Source organism: Mesorhizobium sp. M8A.F.Ca.ET.208.01.1.1, from assembly GCF_004791315.1.
Classification (GTDB): Bacteria; Pseudomonadota; Alphaproteobacteria; order Rhizobiales; family Rhizobiaceae; genus Mesorhizobium.
Map to the genome: position 1 here is coordinate 28,494 of NZ_SRUT01000012.1, position 16,691 is coordinate 45,184.

At 65.0% G+C, this 16,691-nt stretch carries 16 protein-coding genes; 8 read left to right on the plus strand and 8 right to left on the minus strand.

Annotation, left to right across the window (positions count from 1 at the left end; genetic code table 11):
• Positions 1-5 precede the first annotated feature (5 nt).
• A complete protein-coding gene (locus EN851_RS31190; protein WP_135930732.1) occupies positions 6-1,970 on the minus strand; it encodes a hypothetical protein in 1,965 nt (654 codons plus the stop codon).
• A 490-nt stretch (positions 1,971-2,460) separates the two neighbouring features.
• Between EN851_RS31190 and dnaK the strand changes: the two genes are divergently transcribed.
• The 6 genes from dnaK to EN851_RS31220 all read left to right on the plus strand — a co-directional run bounded on the left by dnaK (position 2,461) and on the right by EN851_RS31220 (position 8,427).
• Positions 2,461-4,377 (plus strand): molecular chaperone DnaK, encoded by a 1,917-nt coding sequence (gene dnaK / locus EN851_RS31195; protein WP_127277750.1) that lies wholly within the window; start codon positions 2,461-2,463, stop codon positions 4,375-4,377.
• A gap of 198 nt (positions 4,378-4,575) precedes the next feature.
• Positions 4,576-5,706 carry a molecular chaperone DnaJ gene (dnaJ, locus tag EN851_RS31200; RefSeq protein WP_127871124.1) on the plus strand — a complete coding sequence of 377 codons (1,131 nt, stop codon included), beginning with the start codon at positions 4,576-4,578 and terminating at the stop codon, positions 5,704-5,706.
• A gap of 105 nt (positions 5,707-5,811) precedes the next feature.
• Positions 5,812-6,417, plus strand: coding sequence for a phospholipid N-methyltransferase PmtA (pmtA, locus tag EN851_RS31205; protein WP_127277748.1), 606 nt, complete (start codon positions 5,812-5,814; stop codon positions 6,415-6,417).
• A 373-nt stretch (positions 6,418-6,790) separates the two neighbouring features.
• A complete protein-coding gene (locus tag EN851_RS31210; protein WP_135930733.1) occupies positions 6,791-7,387 on the plus strand; it encodes an NADPH-dependent FMN reductase in 597 nt (198 codons plus the stop codon).
• A gap of 11 nt (positions 7,388-7,398) precedes the next feature.
• Entirely contained in the window at positions 7,399-8,112 is a 714-nt protein-coding gene (pyrF, locus tag EN851_RS31215) for an orotidine-5'-phosphate decarboxylase (RefSeq protein ID WP_167531400.1), read from the plus strand.
• Between the two features lie 27 nt (positions 8,113-8,139).
• Complete coding sequence (locus tag EN851_RS31220) at positions 8,140-8,427, plus strand: DUF1330 domain-containing protein (RefSeq protein ID WP_120017644.1); 288 nt, start codon at positions 8,140-8,142, stop codon at positions 8,425-8,427.
• 130 nt (positions 8,428-8,557) lie between these two features.
• Here EN851_RS31220 and EN851_RS31225 read toward each other — a convergent pair whose 3' ends face one another.
• The 7 genes from EN851_RS31225 to EN851_RS31255 all read right to left on the minus strand — a co-directional run bounded on the left by EN851_RS31225 (position 8,558) and on the right by EN851_RS31255 (position 15,492).
• Complete coding sequence (locus tag EN851_RS31225) at positions 8,558-9,616, minus strand: D-alanine:D-lactate ligase-like protein (protein WP_135930734.1); 1,059 nt, start codon at positions 9,614-9,616, stop codon at positions 8,558-8,560.
• Between the two features lie 128 nt (positions 9,617-9,744).
• Positions 9,745-10,620: an SMP-30/gluconolactonase/LRE family protein gene (locus tag EN851_RS31230; RefSeq protein WP_135921793.1), complete on the minus strand. Its 876-nt coding sequence runs from the start codon at positions 10,618-10,620 to the stop codon at positions 9,745-9,747.
• Positions 10,620-11,258: a 2-dehydro-3-deoxy-6-phosphogalactonate aldolase gene (locus EN851_RS31235; protein ID WP_135883831.1), complete on the minus strand. Its 639-nt coding sequence runs from the start codon at positions 11,256-11,258 to the stop codon at positions 10,620-10,622. The genes EN851_RS31230 and EN851_RS31235 overlap by 1 nt, the downstream gene beginning before the upstream one ends.
• Positions 11,255-12,208, minus strand: a complete 954-nt coding sequence (locus EN851_RS31240; protein ID WP_135930735.1) for a 2-dehydro-3-deoxygalactonokinase — start codon at positions 12,206-12,208, stop codon at positions 11,255-11,257. Before EN851_RS31240 ends, EN851_RS31235 begins: the two co-directional genes overlap by 4 nt.
• Positions 12,205-12,972 (minus strand): SDR family oxidoreductase, encoded by a 768-nt coding sequence (locus tag EN851_RS31245; RefSeq protein ID WP_135930736.1) that lies wholly within the window; start codon positions 12,970-12,972, stop codon positions 12,205-12,207. Before EN851_RS31245 ends, EN851_RS31240 begins: the two co-directional genes overlap by 4 nt.
• Positions 12,973-13,139: 167 nt before the next feature.
• Complete coding sequence (locus EN851_RS31250; RefSeq protein ID WP_135883834.1) at positions 13,140-14,489, minus strand: EAL domain-containing protein; 1,350 nt, start codon at positions 14,487-14,489, stop codon at positions 13,140-13,142.
• A 118-nt stretch (positions 14,490-14,607) separates the two neighbouring features.
• Entirely contained in the window at positions 14,608-15,492 is an 885-nt protein-coding gene (locus tag EN851_RS31255; RefSeq protein ID WP_127277980.1) for a LysR family transcriptional regulator, read from the minus strand.
• A gap of 118 nt (positions 15,493-15,610) precedes the next feature.
• Here EN851_RS31255 and EN851_RS31260 point away from each other — a divergent pair, with 118 nt between their 5' ends.
• Positions 15,611-16,336, plus strand: coding sequence for an SDR family oxidoreductase (locus EN851_RS31260; protein WP_127871119.1), 726 nt, complete (start codon positions 15,611-15,613; stop codon positions 16,334-16,336).
• A 5-nt stretch (positions 16,337-16,341) separates the two neighbouring features.
• Positions 16,342-16,683: an Atu4866 domain-containing protein gene (locus tag EN851_RS31265; RefSeq protein ID WP_127871118.1), complete on the plus strand. Its 342-nt coding sequence runs from the start codon at positions 16,342-16,344 to the stop codon at positions 16,681-16,683.
• Positions 16,684-16,691 lie beyond the last annotated feature (8 nt).

A 16,691-nucleotide genomic window follows, 5' to 3' on the forward strand; every position in this document is an offset into this window, starting at 1 on the left:
CCTCCTCAACGTTCGCAGCTGACGGCTGGGGTGCGGAGCGGCAAGGTCATCTTGCAGCAAGGGTAGTAGCCACCCTTGTCCTTGTCGGACTTCCTGTAGAAGCACAGCCCGACCTCCACTCTGTCGCCCGGATAGTGGCCGGTGATGTCGATCGTGTACGGCTTGCCTGGCGCATGCGACATGGGTGAGGTCACCCCGACGCCTGGCGTCCTGGACTGGACCTTGATCGAATCGCCGCCGAAGCCGGCATGGTCATGGAGATAGAGATCGGCCTCGAGGCCGCGCGGCGTGCAGTAGAATTGCACGTCCTCGACATCGAGACACGGAGGCAGATTGCCGGGCGGTGGGAAGTCCGGCGGGTAGAAGGGAGGCTCATAGCCGCCCGGTATTTCCTCGTAATAGCCGGCACGGCCCTCGCAGGGATGCCAGACGGCGACGTCGCCGACATGGCCTTCCACTTCGGGATCCTCGAAATAGCCGTCGAAATCGACGAACCAGGAGCCGAAGGGCGGCACGTTGGCCGGCTTGACCAGGTCCTTGGGCGTGATCTGCACGCCATGGACCGCAAGCGGCCCGCCAGCCGCGAGTTTTTCGGCAAGCTCGGGGTTGTCGCGCAATTTGTCGCCGGTGTTGACCAAGGTCTGGGTGCAGACCGAGGTGTCGAGATTGCCGTCGGCATCGTAGCCATATTGCAGGTCGAGACCGCCGGCCGACTGCCTGTTGCCTTGCGGGAAGCCGACAGCATATTCCTGCGGCGCTTCGACCCAGACCGATTCCGTCGAGGGATCGTCGGGATTCTCTCTGAAGTAGCGGATTACCTCGCCCTTGCCGGAATCGGCGAAGCGGCTGTAGTCGTAGCGGTTTTCGACCGGGCCGCGCTGGGCGAGATACATGAAGCCGCTGTTGTCGAAGGCAATGTCGGTGACGGCATAGTCCTTGTCGGCCTTGACCGTCAGTTCCCAGCGCGGATCGCCGGCGAAGGTGCCGTCGCGGGCAATGCTCACCGACCAGATTTCCGACTTTTCGCCAACCGAATAATAGAGCCGGCCGCCATGATAGGAGACGGCCCAGACGCGGCGCTCATCCTGGGTGTAGCCCCAGCTGTCGGGGTCTTCGGTGTCGAAGGCCGCGCCCTGTATGTCCATTATAGCGCCATCGTCGGCGACCGGGGCCAGTCCGTGCGCCGGGCGGCCGGCGACGCCGTGGTCGAAAGTGTCGATCAGTCTGCCGTTGGCGTCGATGCGATGGATCAGGCCGGTGTCGAGATTGGAGGCGAAGAACTGGCGGTGGACGGGATCGAAGGTGAGATTGCCGATGCCGGGGCCGCTGTTGGTGTCGATGTCGGCGAATTTGGCGACCTGGCCGGTAATGCCGTCGATCTTCCAGATGGTGCCCGGTCCGCCGCCGTTTTCGGTGCCGAACTGGCCATCCATGAAGGTGGCGCCCGCCGTGCCGCGGCGCTGCCGCTCCGGCCTGCCGTCCTTGTCGGCGTCAGGCGTGACGATCTCGACGCCATGCAGCGAGGTGGCGGCGGCATAGAGGTTGGGAATGCCGGACGGCACACCGTCGCGCACGCCGTCATCGTAGGTGAGGCCGAACACCTCACCGATCTGGCCTGCGGTCACCTCGAAAGGCGGCGGCGTGAAGACGAGCTGGCCGGAGGCCGGACCGCCCAGGTGCGAAACGTCGAACACGCGCAAGGTGGCGCGCGAGGTGTCTATGAAGGTCTCGTCGACCGGATCGACGCCGGGCGGCAGTCCCTCGTCGAAATTGGGGATGATGGTGCCGGGAAAGCCGGTGACCGCCATCGAGCCGGGATAAATGATCTGGGTTTCCTGCGCCCTGGCCGCGCCGCCCAGCCACAGGCTGGAGGCAAGCGCGAGAGCCAGCAAGCCTGTGGCCTGCAAGGCACCGCGCAAGCGGCCGTCTAACTCTGAAGAAGGCACGAACGAGCCGCGGATGCGAGACATGACACTACCCCCGTAGTCCAGGGGAGAGACGTCCGGACTTGCCGCACAAATCAGGGCAAGTCGCGGCGGTCCGGCTCGTTCTTCCCTGATTGAATTGTCTGCTTTCCTCATAGTGACGATACGCCTGCTCCTGCGCAGGGTCAACGGAATCAGCGGAAAGCCCAGCGCATCGACCCCGTCCCGAAGGCGGTGGTCGCGCCGAGCTCCTGTTGGTCCCGGAGACCGCGGAGTCTCTGGGTTGCCGGTCATGGGGGCTTCCTTTCCGGGGCCGCACCATGCGGCACCTGGACATCAGTCGCTGGCCGGCGTGGAAAGGTTCATGGAAGCCTTGCGCAGAATGCTTGCGCGCGATGCCGCCTGTTCTTATATACGCGCCAAGCCGTGCGGCGCCGGACAACCGGTGGCCGGACGGGATTTCTTGTGAACAGGGGCTTTCATCGGAACGCCTTTACCGGGTCCTGAGAGCCTGCTTAGCGGAGAGACTAGAAAAATGGCAAAAGTAATCGGTATCGATCTCGGCACCACCAACTCCTGCATCGCCATCATGGATGGCAAGGAACCGAAGGTGATCGAGAATGCGGAAGGCGCGCGCACGACGCCTTCCATCGTCGCCATCTCGGGCGACGGCGAACGTCTCGTCGGCCAGCCGGCCAAGCGCCAGGCGGTCACCAATCCTGAAAACACCATCTTCGCGGTCAAGCGCCTGATCGGCCGCCGCTATGACGATCCGGTGACGGAGAAGGACAAGAAGCTTGTCCCCTACAAGATCGTCAAGGGCGACAATGGCGATGCCTGGGTCGAGGCCGGCGGCAAGAAGCAGTCGCCCAGCCAGATCTCGGCCATGATCCTGCAGAAGATGAAGGAAACGGCGGAAGCCTATCTCGGCGAGAAGGTCGAGAAGGCGGTCATCACCGTTCCGGCCTATTTCAACGACGCCCAGCGCCAGGCCACCAAGGACGCCGGCAAGATCGCCGGCCTCGAAGTGCTGCGCATCATCAATGAGCCGACGGCCGCGGCACTCGCCTACGGCCTTGACAAGAAGGAAGGCAAGACCATCGCCGTCTATGACCTTGGCGGCGGCACGTTCGACATTTCGGTGCTGGAAATCGGCGACGGCGTGTTCGAGGTGAAGTCGACCAATGGCGACACCTTCCTCGGCGGCGAGGATTTCGACATGCGCCTGGTCGAATATCTGGCGGCCGAGTTCAAGAAGGAACAGGGCATCGACCTCAAGGCCGACAAGCTTGCCCTGCAGCGCCTCAAGGAAGCGGCCGAGAAGGCCAAGATCGAGCTGTCGTCGACGACGCAGACCGAGATCAACCTGCCCTTCATCACCGCCGACGCGACCGGCCCGAAGCACCTGACGCTGAAGCTGACCCGCGCCAAGTTCGAAAGCCTGGTCGAGGATCTCGTCCAGCGCACCATCGAACCGTGCAAGGCGGCGCTGAAGGATGCCGGCCTGAAGGCTGGCGAGATCGACGAAGTGGTCCTGGTCGGCGGCATGACCCGCATGCCCAAGATCCAGGAGATCGTGAAGCAGTTCTTCGGCAAGGAGCCGCACAAGGGCGTCAACCCGGATGAGGTCGTCGCACTCGGCGCCGCCATCCAGGCCGGCGTGCTGCAGGGCGACGTCAAGGACGTGCTTTTGCTCGACGTGACGCCGTTGTCGCTCGGCATCGAGACGCTGGGCGGCGTGTTCACCCGGCTGATCGAGCGCAACACGACGATCCCGACCAAGAAGAGCCAGGTGTTCTCGACGGCCGAGGATTCGCAGTCGGCCGTGACCATCCGCGTCTTCCAGGGCGAGCGTGAAATGGCCGCCGACAACAAGGCGCTCGGCCAGTTCGACCTGGTCGGCATTCCGCCGGCGCCGCGCGGCGTGCCGCAGATCGAAGTCACGTTCGACATCGACGCCAACGGCATCGTCAACGTCTCGGCCAAGGACAAGGGCACCGGCAAGGAGCACCAGATCCGCATCCAGGCCTCGGGTGGTCTTTCGGACGCCGACATCGAGAAGATGGTCAAGGACGCCGAGGCCAATGCCGACACCGACAAGAAGCGTCGCGCCGTTGTCGAGGCCCGCAACCAGGCCGAAGCGCTGGTGCATTCCTCGGAGAAGTCGCTGAAGGAATATGGCGACAAGGTCTCCGAAGCCGAGCGCACGGCGATTTCGGACGCCATCGCGGCGCTCAAGACCGCTGCGGAAGGCGATGACCCGGCCGACATCGAGGCCAAGAGCCAGACGCTTGCCGAAGCTTCCATGAAGCTTGGCCAGGCCATGTACGAGGCCTCGCAGAAGGAAGCGGCGGAAGCCGACGCCAAGGCGGATGCGGCCAAGGACTCCGACGTGGTCGATGCCGATTTCGAGGAAATCGACGAGGACGACGACAAGAAGAAGTCGGCCTGAACGGCCTGACGGCAAGATAATGCGAAAAGCCCGGCGCAGGCCGGGCTTTTTTGCAACCCTCGCGGAAAAAATAACAGAAAAACCCGGACAGGCGCACACCGGCACTGGCATCCGGGCGGCACCGATCCTAAATCGAGACAACATGCCGGCAAACGACGCAACAATGCATCAAGACGTTGATCCGGACTGCGGGAAAAAATGAAAGCTGATTTCTACGAAACGCTGGGCGTGCAAAAGGGCGCCGACGAGAAGGCGCTCAAGAGCGCTTTTCGCAAGCTCGCCATGCAGTTCCATCCCGATCGCAACCCCGGCGATCATTCCTGCGAGCACAAGTTCAAGGAAATCAACGAAGCCTATGAGACGCTGAAGGACCCGCAGAAGCGCGCGGCCTATGACCGTTTCGGTCACGCCGCCTTCGAGCAGGGCGGCATGAATGGCGGCGCGCAAGGCTTTGGCGCCGGCGGCTTCGCCGACATCTTCGAGGATATTTTCGGCGACATGATGGGCGGCCGCCAGCGCCGCTCTTCCGGTGGCCGCGAGCGCGGCGCCGACCTGCGCTACAACATGGAAATCTCGCTGGAGGAAGCCTTCGCGGGCAAGACCGCGCAAATCCGCGTGCCGGCTTCGATATCCTGCACGGAATGCTCCGGCAGCGGCGCCAAGCCCGGCACCCAGCCGGTTACCTGCTCGATGTGCAACGGCCACGGCAAGGTGCGCGCCACGCAAGGCTTCTTCTCGATCGAGCGGACCTGCCCGCAATGCCAGGGCCGCGGCCAGACGATCAAGGACCCGTGCCCGAAATGCGCCGGCCAGGGCCGCGTCACCGAGGAGCGCTCGCTCTCGGTCAACATCCCGGCCGGCATCGAGGACGGCACCCGCATCCGGCTGGCCAATGAAGGCGAGGCCGGCCTGCGCGGCGGGCCGTCGGGCGACCTCTATATTTTCCTGGCGGTCAAGCCGCACGAATTCTTCCAGCGCGACGGTGCCGACCTCTATTGCAAGGTGCCGATCTCGATGACGACGGCGGCCCTTGGCGGCTCCTTCGAGGTGACGACGCTCGACGGCACACAGACCAAGGTGAAGGTCACCGAAGGCACGCAGAACGGACGTCAGTTCCGCCTCAAGGGCAAGGGCATGCCGGTGTTGCGCCAGCCCAATGTCGGCGACCTCTACATCCAGACCGCGGTCGAGACGCCACAGAACCTGTCGCGCCGCCAGCGCGAGCTGCTGGAGGAGTTCGAACAACTCTCCTCGCAGGACAATTCGCCCCAATCGAGCGGCTTTTTCGCTCGCATGAAGGACTTTTTCGAGTCTTTCGGCGAACGTTGAGACGCGACCAAAGCTATCTTATCCACGACATAGGCATGGCCGTGCCTTGCCTTGCGTCACCCAGATGTTAAGTAGCTTCCAAGGGGCGCGCTGAGGAGAGCTTGCATGGCACGTGGTCACGGACTGCGGAAGGCGTTTGCCGAGAAGTTCGACGACGAACTCAAATTCTTCAAGGGCTGGATCGACAAGCCGAAGACTGTCGGCTCCATCGTTCCGACCAGTTCGATCACCGCGCGCAAGATGGCCTCGATCGTCAACCCGAAGTCCGGCCTGCCGGTGCTCGAGGTCGGTCCCGGCACCGGCGTCATCACCCGCGCCATCCTCGCCCAGGGCGTGCGGCCCGAAAACCTCTACGCGGTCGAATATTCCACCGATTTCGTGCGCCATCTGCGCCAGCTCTATCCCGGCGTCAACGTCATCGAGGGCGATGCCTTCAACCTCAACGCCACGCTTGGCGAGAGGCGCGGGATGATCTTCGATAGCGTCGTTTCCGGGGTGCCGCTGCTCAACTTCCCGGTCGCCCAGCGTATCGCCTATATCGAAAGCCTGCTCGATCGCATCCCGGCCGGACGGCCGATCGTCCAGCTGACCTATGGTCCGATGTCGCCGATCCCGGCGGGCCGCGGCGACTACACGGTCAAGCATTTCGACTTCATCTTCCGCAACATCCCGCCGACGCAGCTGTGGATCTACCGGCGCGAAGCGCATTAGCGGACGCGCTGAGCCGTTCGCGGTTCCTGATGCTGGCTGCATAGCTTGGCGATTGGCCGAAACATCCCTCATTTCGTCATCCACGGGCGGAGCAAGGAGCGCAGCGACGCGGCGCAGACCCCTGGCGTTGCTTCGCAGCCCAAGGGATCCATGCCGCGACCTCGACGTGCCGCGGCGAAGAAGAATTCTGCTCCGCTGCACTCTACGTCCAAGGTCACGGAATGGATCCCAGGGTCTCCGCGACGGAGCTTCGCTCCTGCTTCGCCCAGGGATGACGAAGTCGGGGGCTTCGGCCAATACCGAGCGTTTTATGGCGCCGATGCGTTGATTTGATCGAACCTTGGCTGTACGTGTCCCAGAACAAGGTTGGCCAATGGCAGTGATCCCGAAAATCCTCGTCTTCGCCGGCTCGGTGCGCACAGGCGCTTATAGCGGCAGGACCGCCGACGTGGCGCAGAAGGAACTTGCGGTGCAGGGCGCCGAGGCCACCCGCGTTTCGCTCGCCGACTATCCCTTGCCGATCCTCGACGAAGACCTGGAAATGGAAAGAGGCGTCCCCGAAAACGCCCAGAAGCTGGCGCGGCTGATCGCCGCTCATGACGGGCTGCTGATCGCGACGCCCGAATATAACGGCTCGATCCCGCCGCTGCTCAAGAACACGATCGACTGGGTGAGCCGGGTGCGACGGGATGGCGGCCGATCGGTCAGGCCGCTTGCCGGCAAGGTCGCGGGCCTCTGCTCGTCCTCCAACGGACACTTCGGCGGCATACGCTGCATCAACCATCTGCGCGCCGTGCTGGTGCGCTGCCAGATGGAGGTGGTGACGCCCGAATGCTCGGTGCCGGAGGGTGGCGACGCCTTCGACGGGGACGGCCATTTCCGTGACGAAAGACTGCACAAATCGATGGAGCACCTATGCCGCACGCTGATCGAGACCTCGCGCATGCTGTCGACCAGGGTCGAGGTGTGACCGCCGCAACCATGCAGGCCCATTCCATGCAGGCCCAATCCATGCAAGAGCGACTGATCGTCGGCCTCGACGTGCCGACCGTGAAGGAGGCCGAGCAGGCGGTGCGCGAGCTCGACGGCGTCGTCTCCTTCTACAAGATCGGCTATCAGCTGGCCTTTGCCGGCGGGCTCGACTTTGCCAGGGAGCTGGCCAGCGGCGGAACGAAAATCTTCCTCGACATGAAGCTGCTCGACATCGACCACACGGTGGCCAAGGGCGTCGAGAACATCGTCAAGATGGGCATGACCATGCTGACCATCCATGCCTATCCCAAGGCGATGCAGGCGGCGGTGGAGGCAGCGCGCGGCAGCGAGCTTTGCCTGCTCGCCGTCAGCGTGCTGACCTCGATGGATGAGCAGGACATGATCGATGTCGGCTATGAATATGACCCGCACACGCTGGTGCTGAGGCGCTCGGAACAGGCGCTGCATGCCGGCATGGGAGGTATCGTCTGCTCGGCCGCGGAAGCCGAAGCGGTGCGCCGCATCGTCGGCCCGGACATGGCGGTGGTGACGCCCGGCATCCGGCCGGCCGGCAGCGACCATGGCGACCAGAAGCGCGTTGTGACGCCGGCGCAGGCGGTCCGCAACGGCGCCAGCCATCTGGTCGTCGGACGGCCGATCGTCGCGGCAAGCGACCGGCGCGCGGCGGCCGAGGCCATTCTGGAAGAAATGCGCTCGGCCTGACGAGCCAGCACGATAGGAGAAAAGAGAATGCCCAAGGGATACTGGATCGCACGTGTCGATGTGCGCGACGCCGAAGGCTACAAGGACTATGTCGCGGCCGCCAAGCCGGCCTTCGAGCGCTTCGGCGCGACATTTCTCGCCCGCGGCGGTGAACACGAGAAAGCCGAGGGTCCGGGCCGCGCGCGCAATGTCATCATCGAATTTCCATCACTCGCCGCCGCGCATGACTGCTATCACTCGCCGGAGTATCAGCGCGCGGTCGCCATCCGCCAGAAGGTCGCCGACGGCGAGATCGTGCTGGTCGAAGGCATTTAGGTCCGGGGGCGGCCGAGCGGAATTCCGCACCGTCGCAACGTGTCGAAGTCACGCATGTCCGCGCCGCGTCGCTCCTTGCTTAGCCGTCGGATGCCGATTGCGAGGGGGTGTCGCGCCGCCATCCCCGACGTCATGGGCGCAACCGGCTTGCGGCGGTTTCCGCCATCGCGTCCGCCAGGCCCAGCGCCCATTGCTGGCGGCAGTAGGCGCGGAAATCGAAGCACGGCAGGCCGGGGCAGACCTCGAACTCGATGAGATGAACCGTGTCATCTGCCTCGACGCGCAGGTCGATGGAAAACACGTCGCGCAGGCCGAGCCCGCTGATCAGCCGTTCGGCGATCACCCTGATCCTCGCATCGGCCACCGGCTGGCTGTCCGCGACTGGAGCGAGTTCGGGTTCGGCATAGTGCCCGGCAGTCTTCGCCGCCTCACCGGTGTCACCATAAAGCGCCAGGCTGTCCGCCATGGTCTGGAAGTCCGCGCCTGACTCGACAAAGGCGACGCCAAGCGCCTCGACGCCGGTTTCCGGCGTCAGGCCGAGGAAGCTGGCGCGCACATTGCGGCCGGCGACATAGGGCTGGACGACGACATCGTCGCGATAGGCCGCGAAAACACGGCGGCTGAGCTCCAGCGCGTGGCCGAGATCGGCTACGCGCGAATCCGGCCAGATGCCGATCTTGGCGCCGAGCCTGTTGGGCTTGACGAACCAGCCGGCAGCGGAGGCCGGCGGCTCGACCAGCCAGTTTCCATTGCGGGCAAGTCCCGCCTGCGGCGCCGGCAGGCCGAGGGCGCCAAGCACCGCGCCGGAGCGAAACTTGTCCTGGCAGAGCGCGAACAGCGAATCGTCCGCGCCGATCGTTCTCAGGCCGTTGAGCCGCGCCAGCGCGGGTGCGGCGCCGCCACGGAAATAGGCGATGCCGTCGGTCAGCGTCCAGACCAGCGTCGTGGCCGGATCGGCTCCGGTGAGCGCGCTTGCGGCATCGTCCAGCTCCACCGCGGCGAAGGCGAGGCCACGCCTGTCACAGGCGGCGGCGAGCGCGTCGAATTCGGGCGCGAGGTCGGTCGACTGCGCCAGGTAGGACGAAATCTCGGCGGCACGCCGCGGCGCATAGCCGTCGGCGACCAGACGCTCGAAGCAAGCCTTCTCCGGCTCGTGGACGAGGATCAGTTCTGGCCTGCGGCTGGACATGCGATGATTGAATCCCGGCTATCTGATCGCCCAGCATCGCACGGCGCATGCCGTGGGCTTTCGCGAAACCGACCGTCCCGGACGGTTGCGTGACAACGCCGGCGAGGACGTTTATCGGCCACCTTCGTTCAGGCGATCAGCACGCGTGGCTCGAAGCGGCCGTTGACCTTGATGTCGAGGACGAACGTCATGCCGGCCTGCGGGTCGAGCTGGCGCTGCTTCTCGTCCTTGCCTTTCCAGGCCGACGTCACCGCCAGCCGGTCCGCCTTCGCGCCGACAAAAGCCGGGCAGGAAGGCTGCGTCACCGGCATCGCAATTTCGCGCAACAATGTGCCGTCGGGCGAATAGGCCTTGACCGCCTTGCCGCCCCAGACGGCGTTCCACAGCACGCCATCGTGGTCGACGACCGACCCATCGACATAGCCCTTGGACGAGCGGTGATCGACGAACACATTTGGTTCTCCAGCGGGCAGGCCGGTCGCCGGATCACAGGCGACGCGCATCAGCAGGCCGGTCGAGGTGTCGGTGTAATAGGCGAGCGCGCCATCCCCGGAGAAACAGATCGAGTTCGACACGGTGATGCCGGAGAATAGCTTGCGCAGTTCGCCCTTGAAAAACCAGTAGATCGAACCGGCGCCCTTTGCCTCGCTCTTGCCCATCGTCCCCATCCACAAGGCGCCGCAGGGATGGACACGGGAATCGTTGGAGCGGGTAAGGGGGTTGTCGGCCTCGACAGGCGTATGCAGCGTCATCCGGCCGGTCGCGACGTCGCGGACGAAGAGGCCGGTCTCGGTGGCGATCAGCTGACGCTTGTCGTCGATGATGGCGATGGCGCTCGCCATCTGGCCAAGCTCGTGGATCTTCAGCGCACCGCCGGCCACGGATTTCTCCAGGAGCCGACCGTTGACGATATCGAACCAGAACAACGCATCGGTGGCGGGATCGTAGCTTGGCCCTTCGCCGAGCTCGCAGACATGGTCGGAGAAAACCGAAACCTCGCTCATCATGCGTCTCCGAATGCCGCGTCCCAGGCAGCGACGGCGGCGTGCGCGCGCGCCGCCACGTCGTCGACGCTCATGCCTGGCTTGAACAGGCTGGAGCCAAGCCCGAAGACCGTCACGCCAACCGCCTTGTAGCCGGCAAAATCCTTGTCCGAAACGCCGCCGACCGCGCCGACCAGCGTCTGCGCCGGCAGTACGGCCCGGATCGCGGAAATGCCCGATGCGCCGAGCACGCTGGCGGGAAAGAATTTCAGCGCCGAAGCGCCGAGCCGGATCGCCTGGAAAGCTTCCGTAGGGGTGAACACGCCAGGCATGGTGACCATGCCATACGTCTTGGCGCGGCCCATCACCTCGGCATCGATGTTGGGGCTGACCAGCAATCGACCGCCGGCCCGGTGCAGGCTGTCGACATCGGCCGCCGTCAGCACGGTGCCGGCGCCGACCAGGGCCGTTTTCGGCAGCACTTCGACAATCCTGGCGATCGACGAGAACGGTTCGGGCGAGTTGAGCGGCACTTCGATCGCCTCGATGCCGGCGTCGAACAGCGCCTGGCCCATGGCGATCGCCTCGGTGGGCTTCAGGCCGCGCAGGATGGCGACCAGGCCGCGCTTGAGTTTGGGAAAAGGTGCGGTCTGGCTCACAGGGCTGCTCCGGTTCTGGCGATCATGCCATTCTCGCGCGCGGCTTCGATCAGCCCGGCGCGTACTGCTACGTCGGCGTCGACGGTGCGGTGGCCAAGCCCGGCAAGGCCGAGCGCGGCCTGGTAGAGCACGGCCAGCGCGCCCGAGGCAACCAGCACGACCGATGTCGCGCCGGCGCCGTGCCGGCGCCGGGCGGAGGCAATCTCGCCGCCGATCAGCAGGCCGGACAGGCAGGCGGCCGCATCATCGGCCTTCAAATCCTGGAGCAGGCCGGCGGCGCGGATGGCAAACAGCCGCGAGGTGACGTCACCACCCTCGCCCAGTGCGATTTCGCACCAGCGGCGGAAGAACGGATTGTCACCAGCAACCGGGCTGGGATGCTCACCCAGCGAATGGCGCAGGATCGAGTGCGCGGCAAGCACTGAAAACAGCTCGCCCGTCGGCCAGGTGCCAAAGCCGGTGACGGCGCCGTCCTCGACCAGCACCCATTTCGAATGGGTACCGGGCATGCAGACGAGATGGCGGCCCCTGGCCGGCAGGCCGGCGCCGGCCAACTGCGTTTCCTCGCCGCGCATGACGTCGGGCGCGTCGGCCAGGCGCTGGGCAAGGCCGGGAACGATACGGATGTCACGTTTCTGATCAGGCACACGGGCGGCGCCGCCGAGAATGGCGCCGAGCGGCGACGGCACGCCGACATAGGGCGCCTCGAGCCAACCCTGGCGCGAACCGGCCATGCCGCAGATGATGACGGGCAATTCCTCCGGCGCATCCATCGCCGCCAGATGGCCCTCCAGGACGTTGGCGAAGCCCTTTTCGCGCGCGGTGATCAAACCGTCGTCGCCGCGACGCTCGGCAAGCACCTTGCCGGCGCCGTCGATCAGCCAGGCCCGAAGCCGGGTCGTGCCCCAATCGAGCGCGGCAACCGCCGGAACGTTGCTGGCTGGGCTCACAGGAAGCCTCCATCGACGATCAGCATCTGCGCGGTCAGCATGCGCGAGGCGTCCGAGGCCAGGAACAGCACCGTGCCAACCATGTCGTCCGGCCGCATGACGTCCCTGATGCACTGCTTGGCGACATGGGCGGCGAGCGCCTGTTCGGTCACCCAGCGCTCCTGCTGCCGCTCGGTGATCACCCAGCCGGGCGCGACGGCGTTGACGCGGATGCGATCGGGCCCGAGCTTGCCGGCCAGCCCCTTGGTGAGGCCGAGTATGCCCGCCTTGGCAGCGGTATAGGCCGGCATGTCGGGATGGTTGATCAGGTAGGAGGTCGAGGTGAAATTGATGATCGAGCCGCCGCCGGCCCGCTTCATGCCTGACACCACCGCCTGCGCGGTGAAGAAATGCGGCCTGAGATTGATGGAGAGATTGTTGTCCCAGAATTCGACGGTGACGTCCTCGACTTCATGGCGTTCGTCCCAGGCGGCGTTGTTGACCAGCACGGTGACGTCGCCATGCGCGTCGGCGGCCCGGGCGGCTGCAGCGCGCAAGGCCTCGACGTCGCGCAGATCGGTCTTGAGGTAGAGCGGACGCCGGCCGAGCTCTTTCTCAATGCGGTCGGCGAGCGTGATGCTCGGCGCATCGGCGATGTCGATGAAGGCGACCTTGGCGCCCTGGCGCGTGAACCCTTCGGTCAACGCCGCACCGATGCCGGAGCCGCCGCCGGTGATCAGCACCGAAGCGCCTTCGAGGTCGGCAAACCGCGCCGATGGCATCATGATTTTCGTCTCCCGGGTCAACCGGCGCGCATCCTAGCCAGACACGTCCGGCGGGCAAGGGCGAAAAGACGCATTTTCGGGCTTATGTCTGACAAAAAGGCGATGGTGCCATGCTCGACCCGCGGAGCGGCTGTCGCCACATTGTGGGCAGCACCGTTTTTCGCCGTTCAGATCGCCTTGGCGCGCAAGGCGCCACGGAAGGAATCACGGAGGTAGCCCAATGTGGCATCGGCATCGGCCGGCTTGCCGAACAGATAGCCCTGTCCGCCGGCGCAACCGAACTGGACCAGCCGGTCGGCCTGCGCTTCCTCTTCTATGCCTTCGGCGACCACGTCCATGCCGAGCCCTTCGCACATGGCGAGGATGGCGCGGATGATGTGCTCGGATGGCCGGTCTTCGAGAATCGAGGCGACGAAGGCGCGGTCGATCTTGAGCTTGTCGAAATGGAATTCACGCAGCCGGCCGAGCGAGGACTGGCCGGTGCCGAAATCGTCGAGCGAGACGCGGATGCCGACGCGGCGCAGATCCTCGACGATCTGCGCCGCCGAGGCAGGGTCGTTCATCAGGCCGGTCTCGGTGATCTCGATCTCCAGCCGGCGCGGATCGAAGCCGGTGCGGTCGAGGATCGCCAGTATGTGCAGGCCGGTGTTCTGGTCGACGAGCTGCGAGGGCGACAGGTTGAAGGACAGGAACAGGTCCTTCGGCCAGCTCCTGGCGGCTTCGGTCGCCTTGCGCAGCACCAACTGCGACAGCGGACCGATGATGCCGCGCTCCTCGGCGATGGGGATGAAGACGGTCGGCGGCACCGCGCCGAGATCGCGATCGGTCCAGCGCGCCAGCGTCTCGAAGCCGATGGTGCGGCGCGTGGTGAGGTCGACGATCGGCTGGAAATGCGGCTCCACCTCCCCGGCGGAGACGGCGCGGCGCAGCGCCTGCTCGATGCGGGTGACGCGCTTGGCGGCCTCTTCCATCTCACGGGTGTAGACGACGACGCGGCCGCGGCCGGAACGCTTGGCATGGTAGAGCGCCGTTTCGGCCTTGTTGATGAGGATCTCGGTGGTCTCGTCGCCCGAATAGAACAGCGAGCAGCCGACCGAGGCCGAGAGCCTGGCGGTGCGCTCGCCGACATCATAGGGCGCCGACAGGATCTCGATCAGCATGCGGGATTTTTCAGCCGCCGCATCCTCCGAGAACACCAGCGGGTAGAGGAAGGCGAATTCGTCGGCACCGATGCGGCAGACCGTCGAATGGCCGTCCATCGAGGCACGCAGCCGCATGGCGACCTGGATCAGGATGTCGTCGCCGGCCTTGTGGCCGAACAGATCGTTGATCGGCTTGAAGCCGTCGAGGTCGAGAATGCCGACGGTGAAGGGCGCGGGATCGTCGGCGCGGTCGCTGATCAGGCGGTCGACCTTGTCGAAGAAGCGGCGATGATTGCCAAGCCCGGTCAACGGATCGGTGAACGCCAGATCCGTGCTTTCCCTGTTTGCCTGACCGGTGCCAAACGGAGTTTGCATCGGTGTCCCTGTTCGTCCCTGTTTTGTCGTCGGAATTTATTTCGAGACTGGCAGCAAACCCTTTAGGAAACGTATCGCTTGAATCGATTTTTCGAGACCCGCCAACGATCCCACGACGCTATCTGAAGCGCTGCAGGTGATCGACAAGCGCGCGCAGCTTCGGCGCCAAGTTGCGGCGGCCGGGATAATAGAGATAGAAGCCGGCAAAGCGTGGGCAGTAGGACTCCAGGATGGGCACCAGCTCGCCCCGGTCGAGCCAGGGACGGAAGCTCCGTTCCATGCCGAAGGTGATGCCGGCGCCGGCGACAGCGAGCCTGATCATCAACGTCATGTCGTTTGTCGTGATCTCCGGGGCGACGGCGACGCTGAACTCCTTGCCGTCGACCGCGAATTCCCATCGGTAGGGCGCAACCCCGGGAGCGGGACGCCAACCAATGCAGCGACGGGCCGCAAGCTCGCTCGGATGCGCAGGCTCACCAAATCGATCGCGGTAGGCTGGCGCGCAGACAGCCAGCTGCCGCTCGTCACCGGCAACGGGAACCGCGATCATGTCCTGCTCGATGACTTCGCCCAGCCTGACGCCGGCATCGTATCCCTGGGCAACGATATCGAATTCATCGTCCGTCACCGTGATGTCGATCTGAACCTCCGGATTGGCCTCGGCGAAGGCTGCCAGGAACGGCCCTGACAGGAAGCCCTCGGCGATCGACGAAACAGCGAGCCGCAACTGCCCGCGCGGGCGCCCACGCAAGCTGCCGGCGGCCTCGACCGCGGCACGCATGTCCGCGATGGCCGGCGCGATTTCGGCGCGGAGCCGCTCCCCCGCCTCGGTGAGGCTGACGCTGCGCGTCGTGCGCCGCACAAGCGCTATGCCGATGGTCTCTTCCAGCCGCCTGATCGTCTGGCTGACGGCCGAGCGGGTGACACCCAGCCGGTCGGCGGCGGCGCGAAAACTCCGCTCCTCGGCGACAAGCGCAAAAACGGAGAGCGCGTTGAGATCCATTGGTTAGCGTGGCTTTCCATAGCGTCAAGAAATGGCTGTCTTAACGCGACAATGGGGCAATTCTATCTTCCTGGCAACCGACGCAAGGCGGCGGTCAATCCAGGAACAGGAGACAAGCATGCCCCTCGACAAGACCGTCCTCATTACCGGCGCATCAAGCGGAATCGGCGCGGGGATTGCCCGCGAACTCGGCGCCGCCGGGGCGAAAGTCATGCTCGGCGCGCGGCGCACAGACCGGCTGGAGGCGCTCGCCGAGGAGATCACCGCGCACGGTGGGGAGGCCAGGATCCGCGGCCTCGACGTCACCGACCGTAACGATGTCGCTGCCTTTGCCGAGGCGGCGCGACAAGCCTGGGGACGCGTCGACGTGATCGTCAACAATGCCGGCGTGATGCCGCTTTCGCTGATGGCCTCCCTCAAGGTCGACGAATGGGACCGCATGGTCGACGTCAACATCAAGGGCGTGCTCCACGGGATCGCCGCGGTGCTGCCGGAGATGACCGCGAGAGGCTCCGGCCACATCATTAACATCGCTTCGGTCGGCGCGCTCTCGGTCGCGCCAACGGCAGCGGTCTATTGCGCGACCAAATACGCGGTGCGGGCGATTTCCGACGGCCTCAGGCAGGAGAACGACGACATTCGGGTGACCTGCATTCATCCCGGCGTGGTCGAGAGTGAATTGGCCCATTCCATCACCGATCCGCTGGCGGCCGAAGCCATGAAGACCTACCGGGCGATCGCCTTGCAGCCGGACGCGATCGGCCGCGCGGTGCGCTTCGCCATCGAGCAGCCCGACGACGTCGATGTCAACGAGATCGTCATTCGGCCGACGGCCACAAGGTAGCGGCCATGACGTCGTCGTTTTCCCTGCTTGCATCGCTCATGCTTCTCTTTGGCGCGGTCCCCGTGCAGAAAGGTCTCGCCCAGATGAATCCCGACCAGCAAATCATTGCTCAAAGCCATCCCTATGCAGGCATGTGGGTGACAGCCGATGGCCATGTCCGTCACAAGCTGCTTCCAAATGGCCGGTACGACGAAGCGCGTGGAACCCGGGAGAGCGCGTATCGGGGGCGTTACGAAGTCCGGGGGCATCACATCGACTATTGGGACGATACCGGATTCACCGCCGATGGCACGTTCATCGACGGCGTGCTGCATCACGGCGGCATGATCTTGTATCGGAAGGAGTAGCGTCTGCC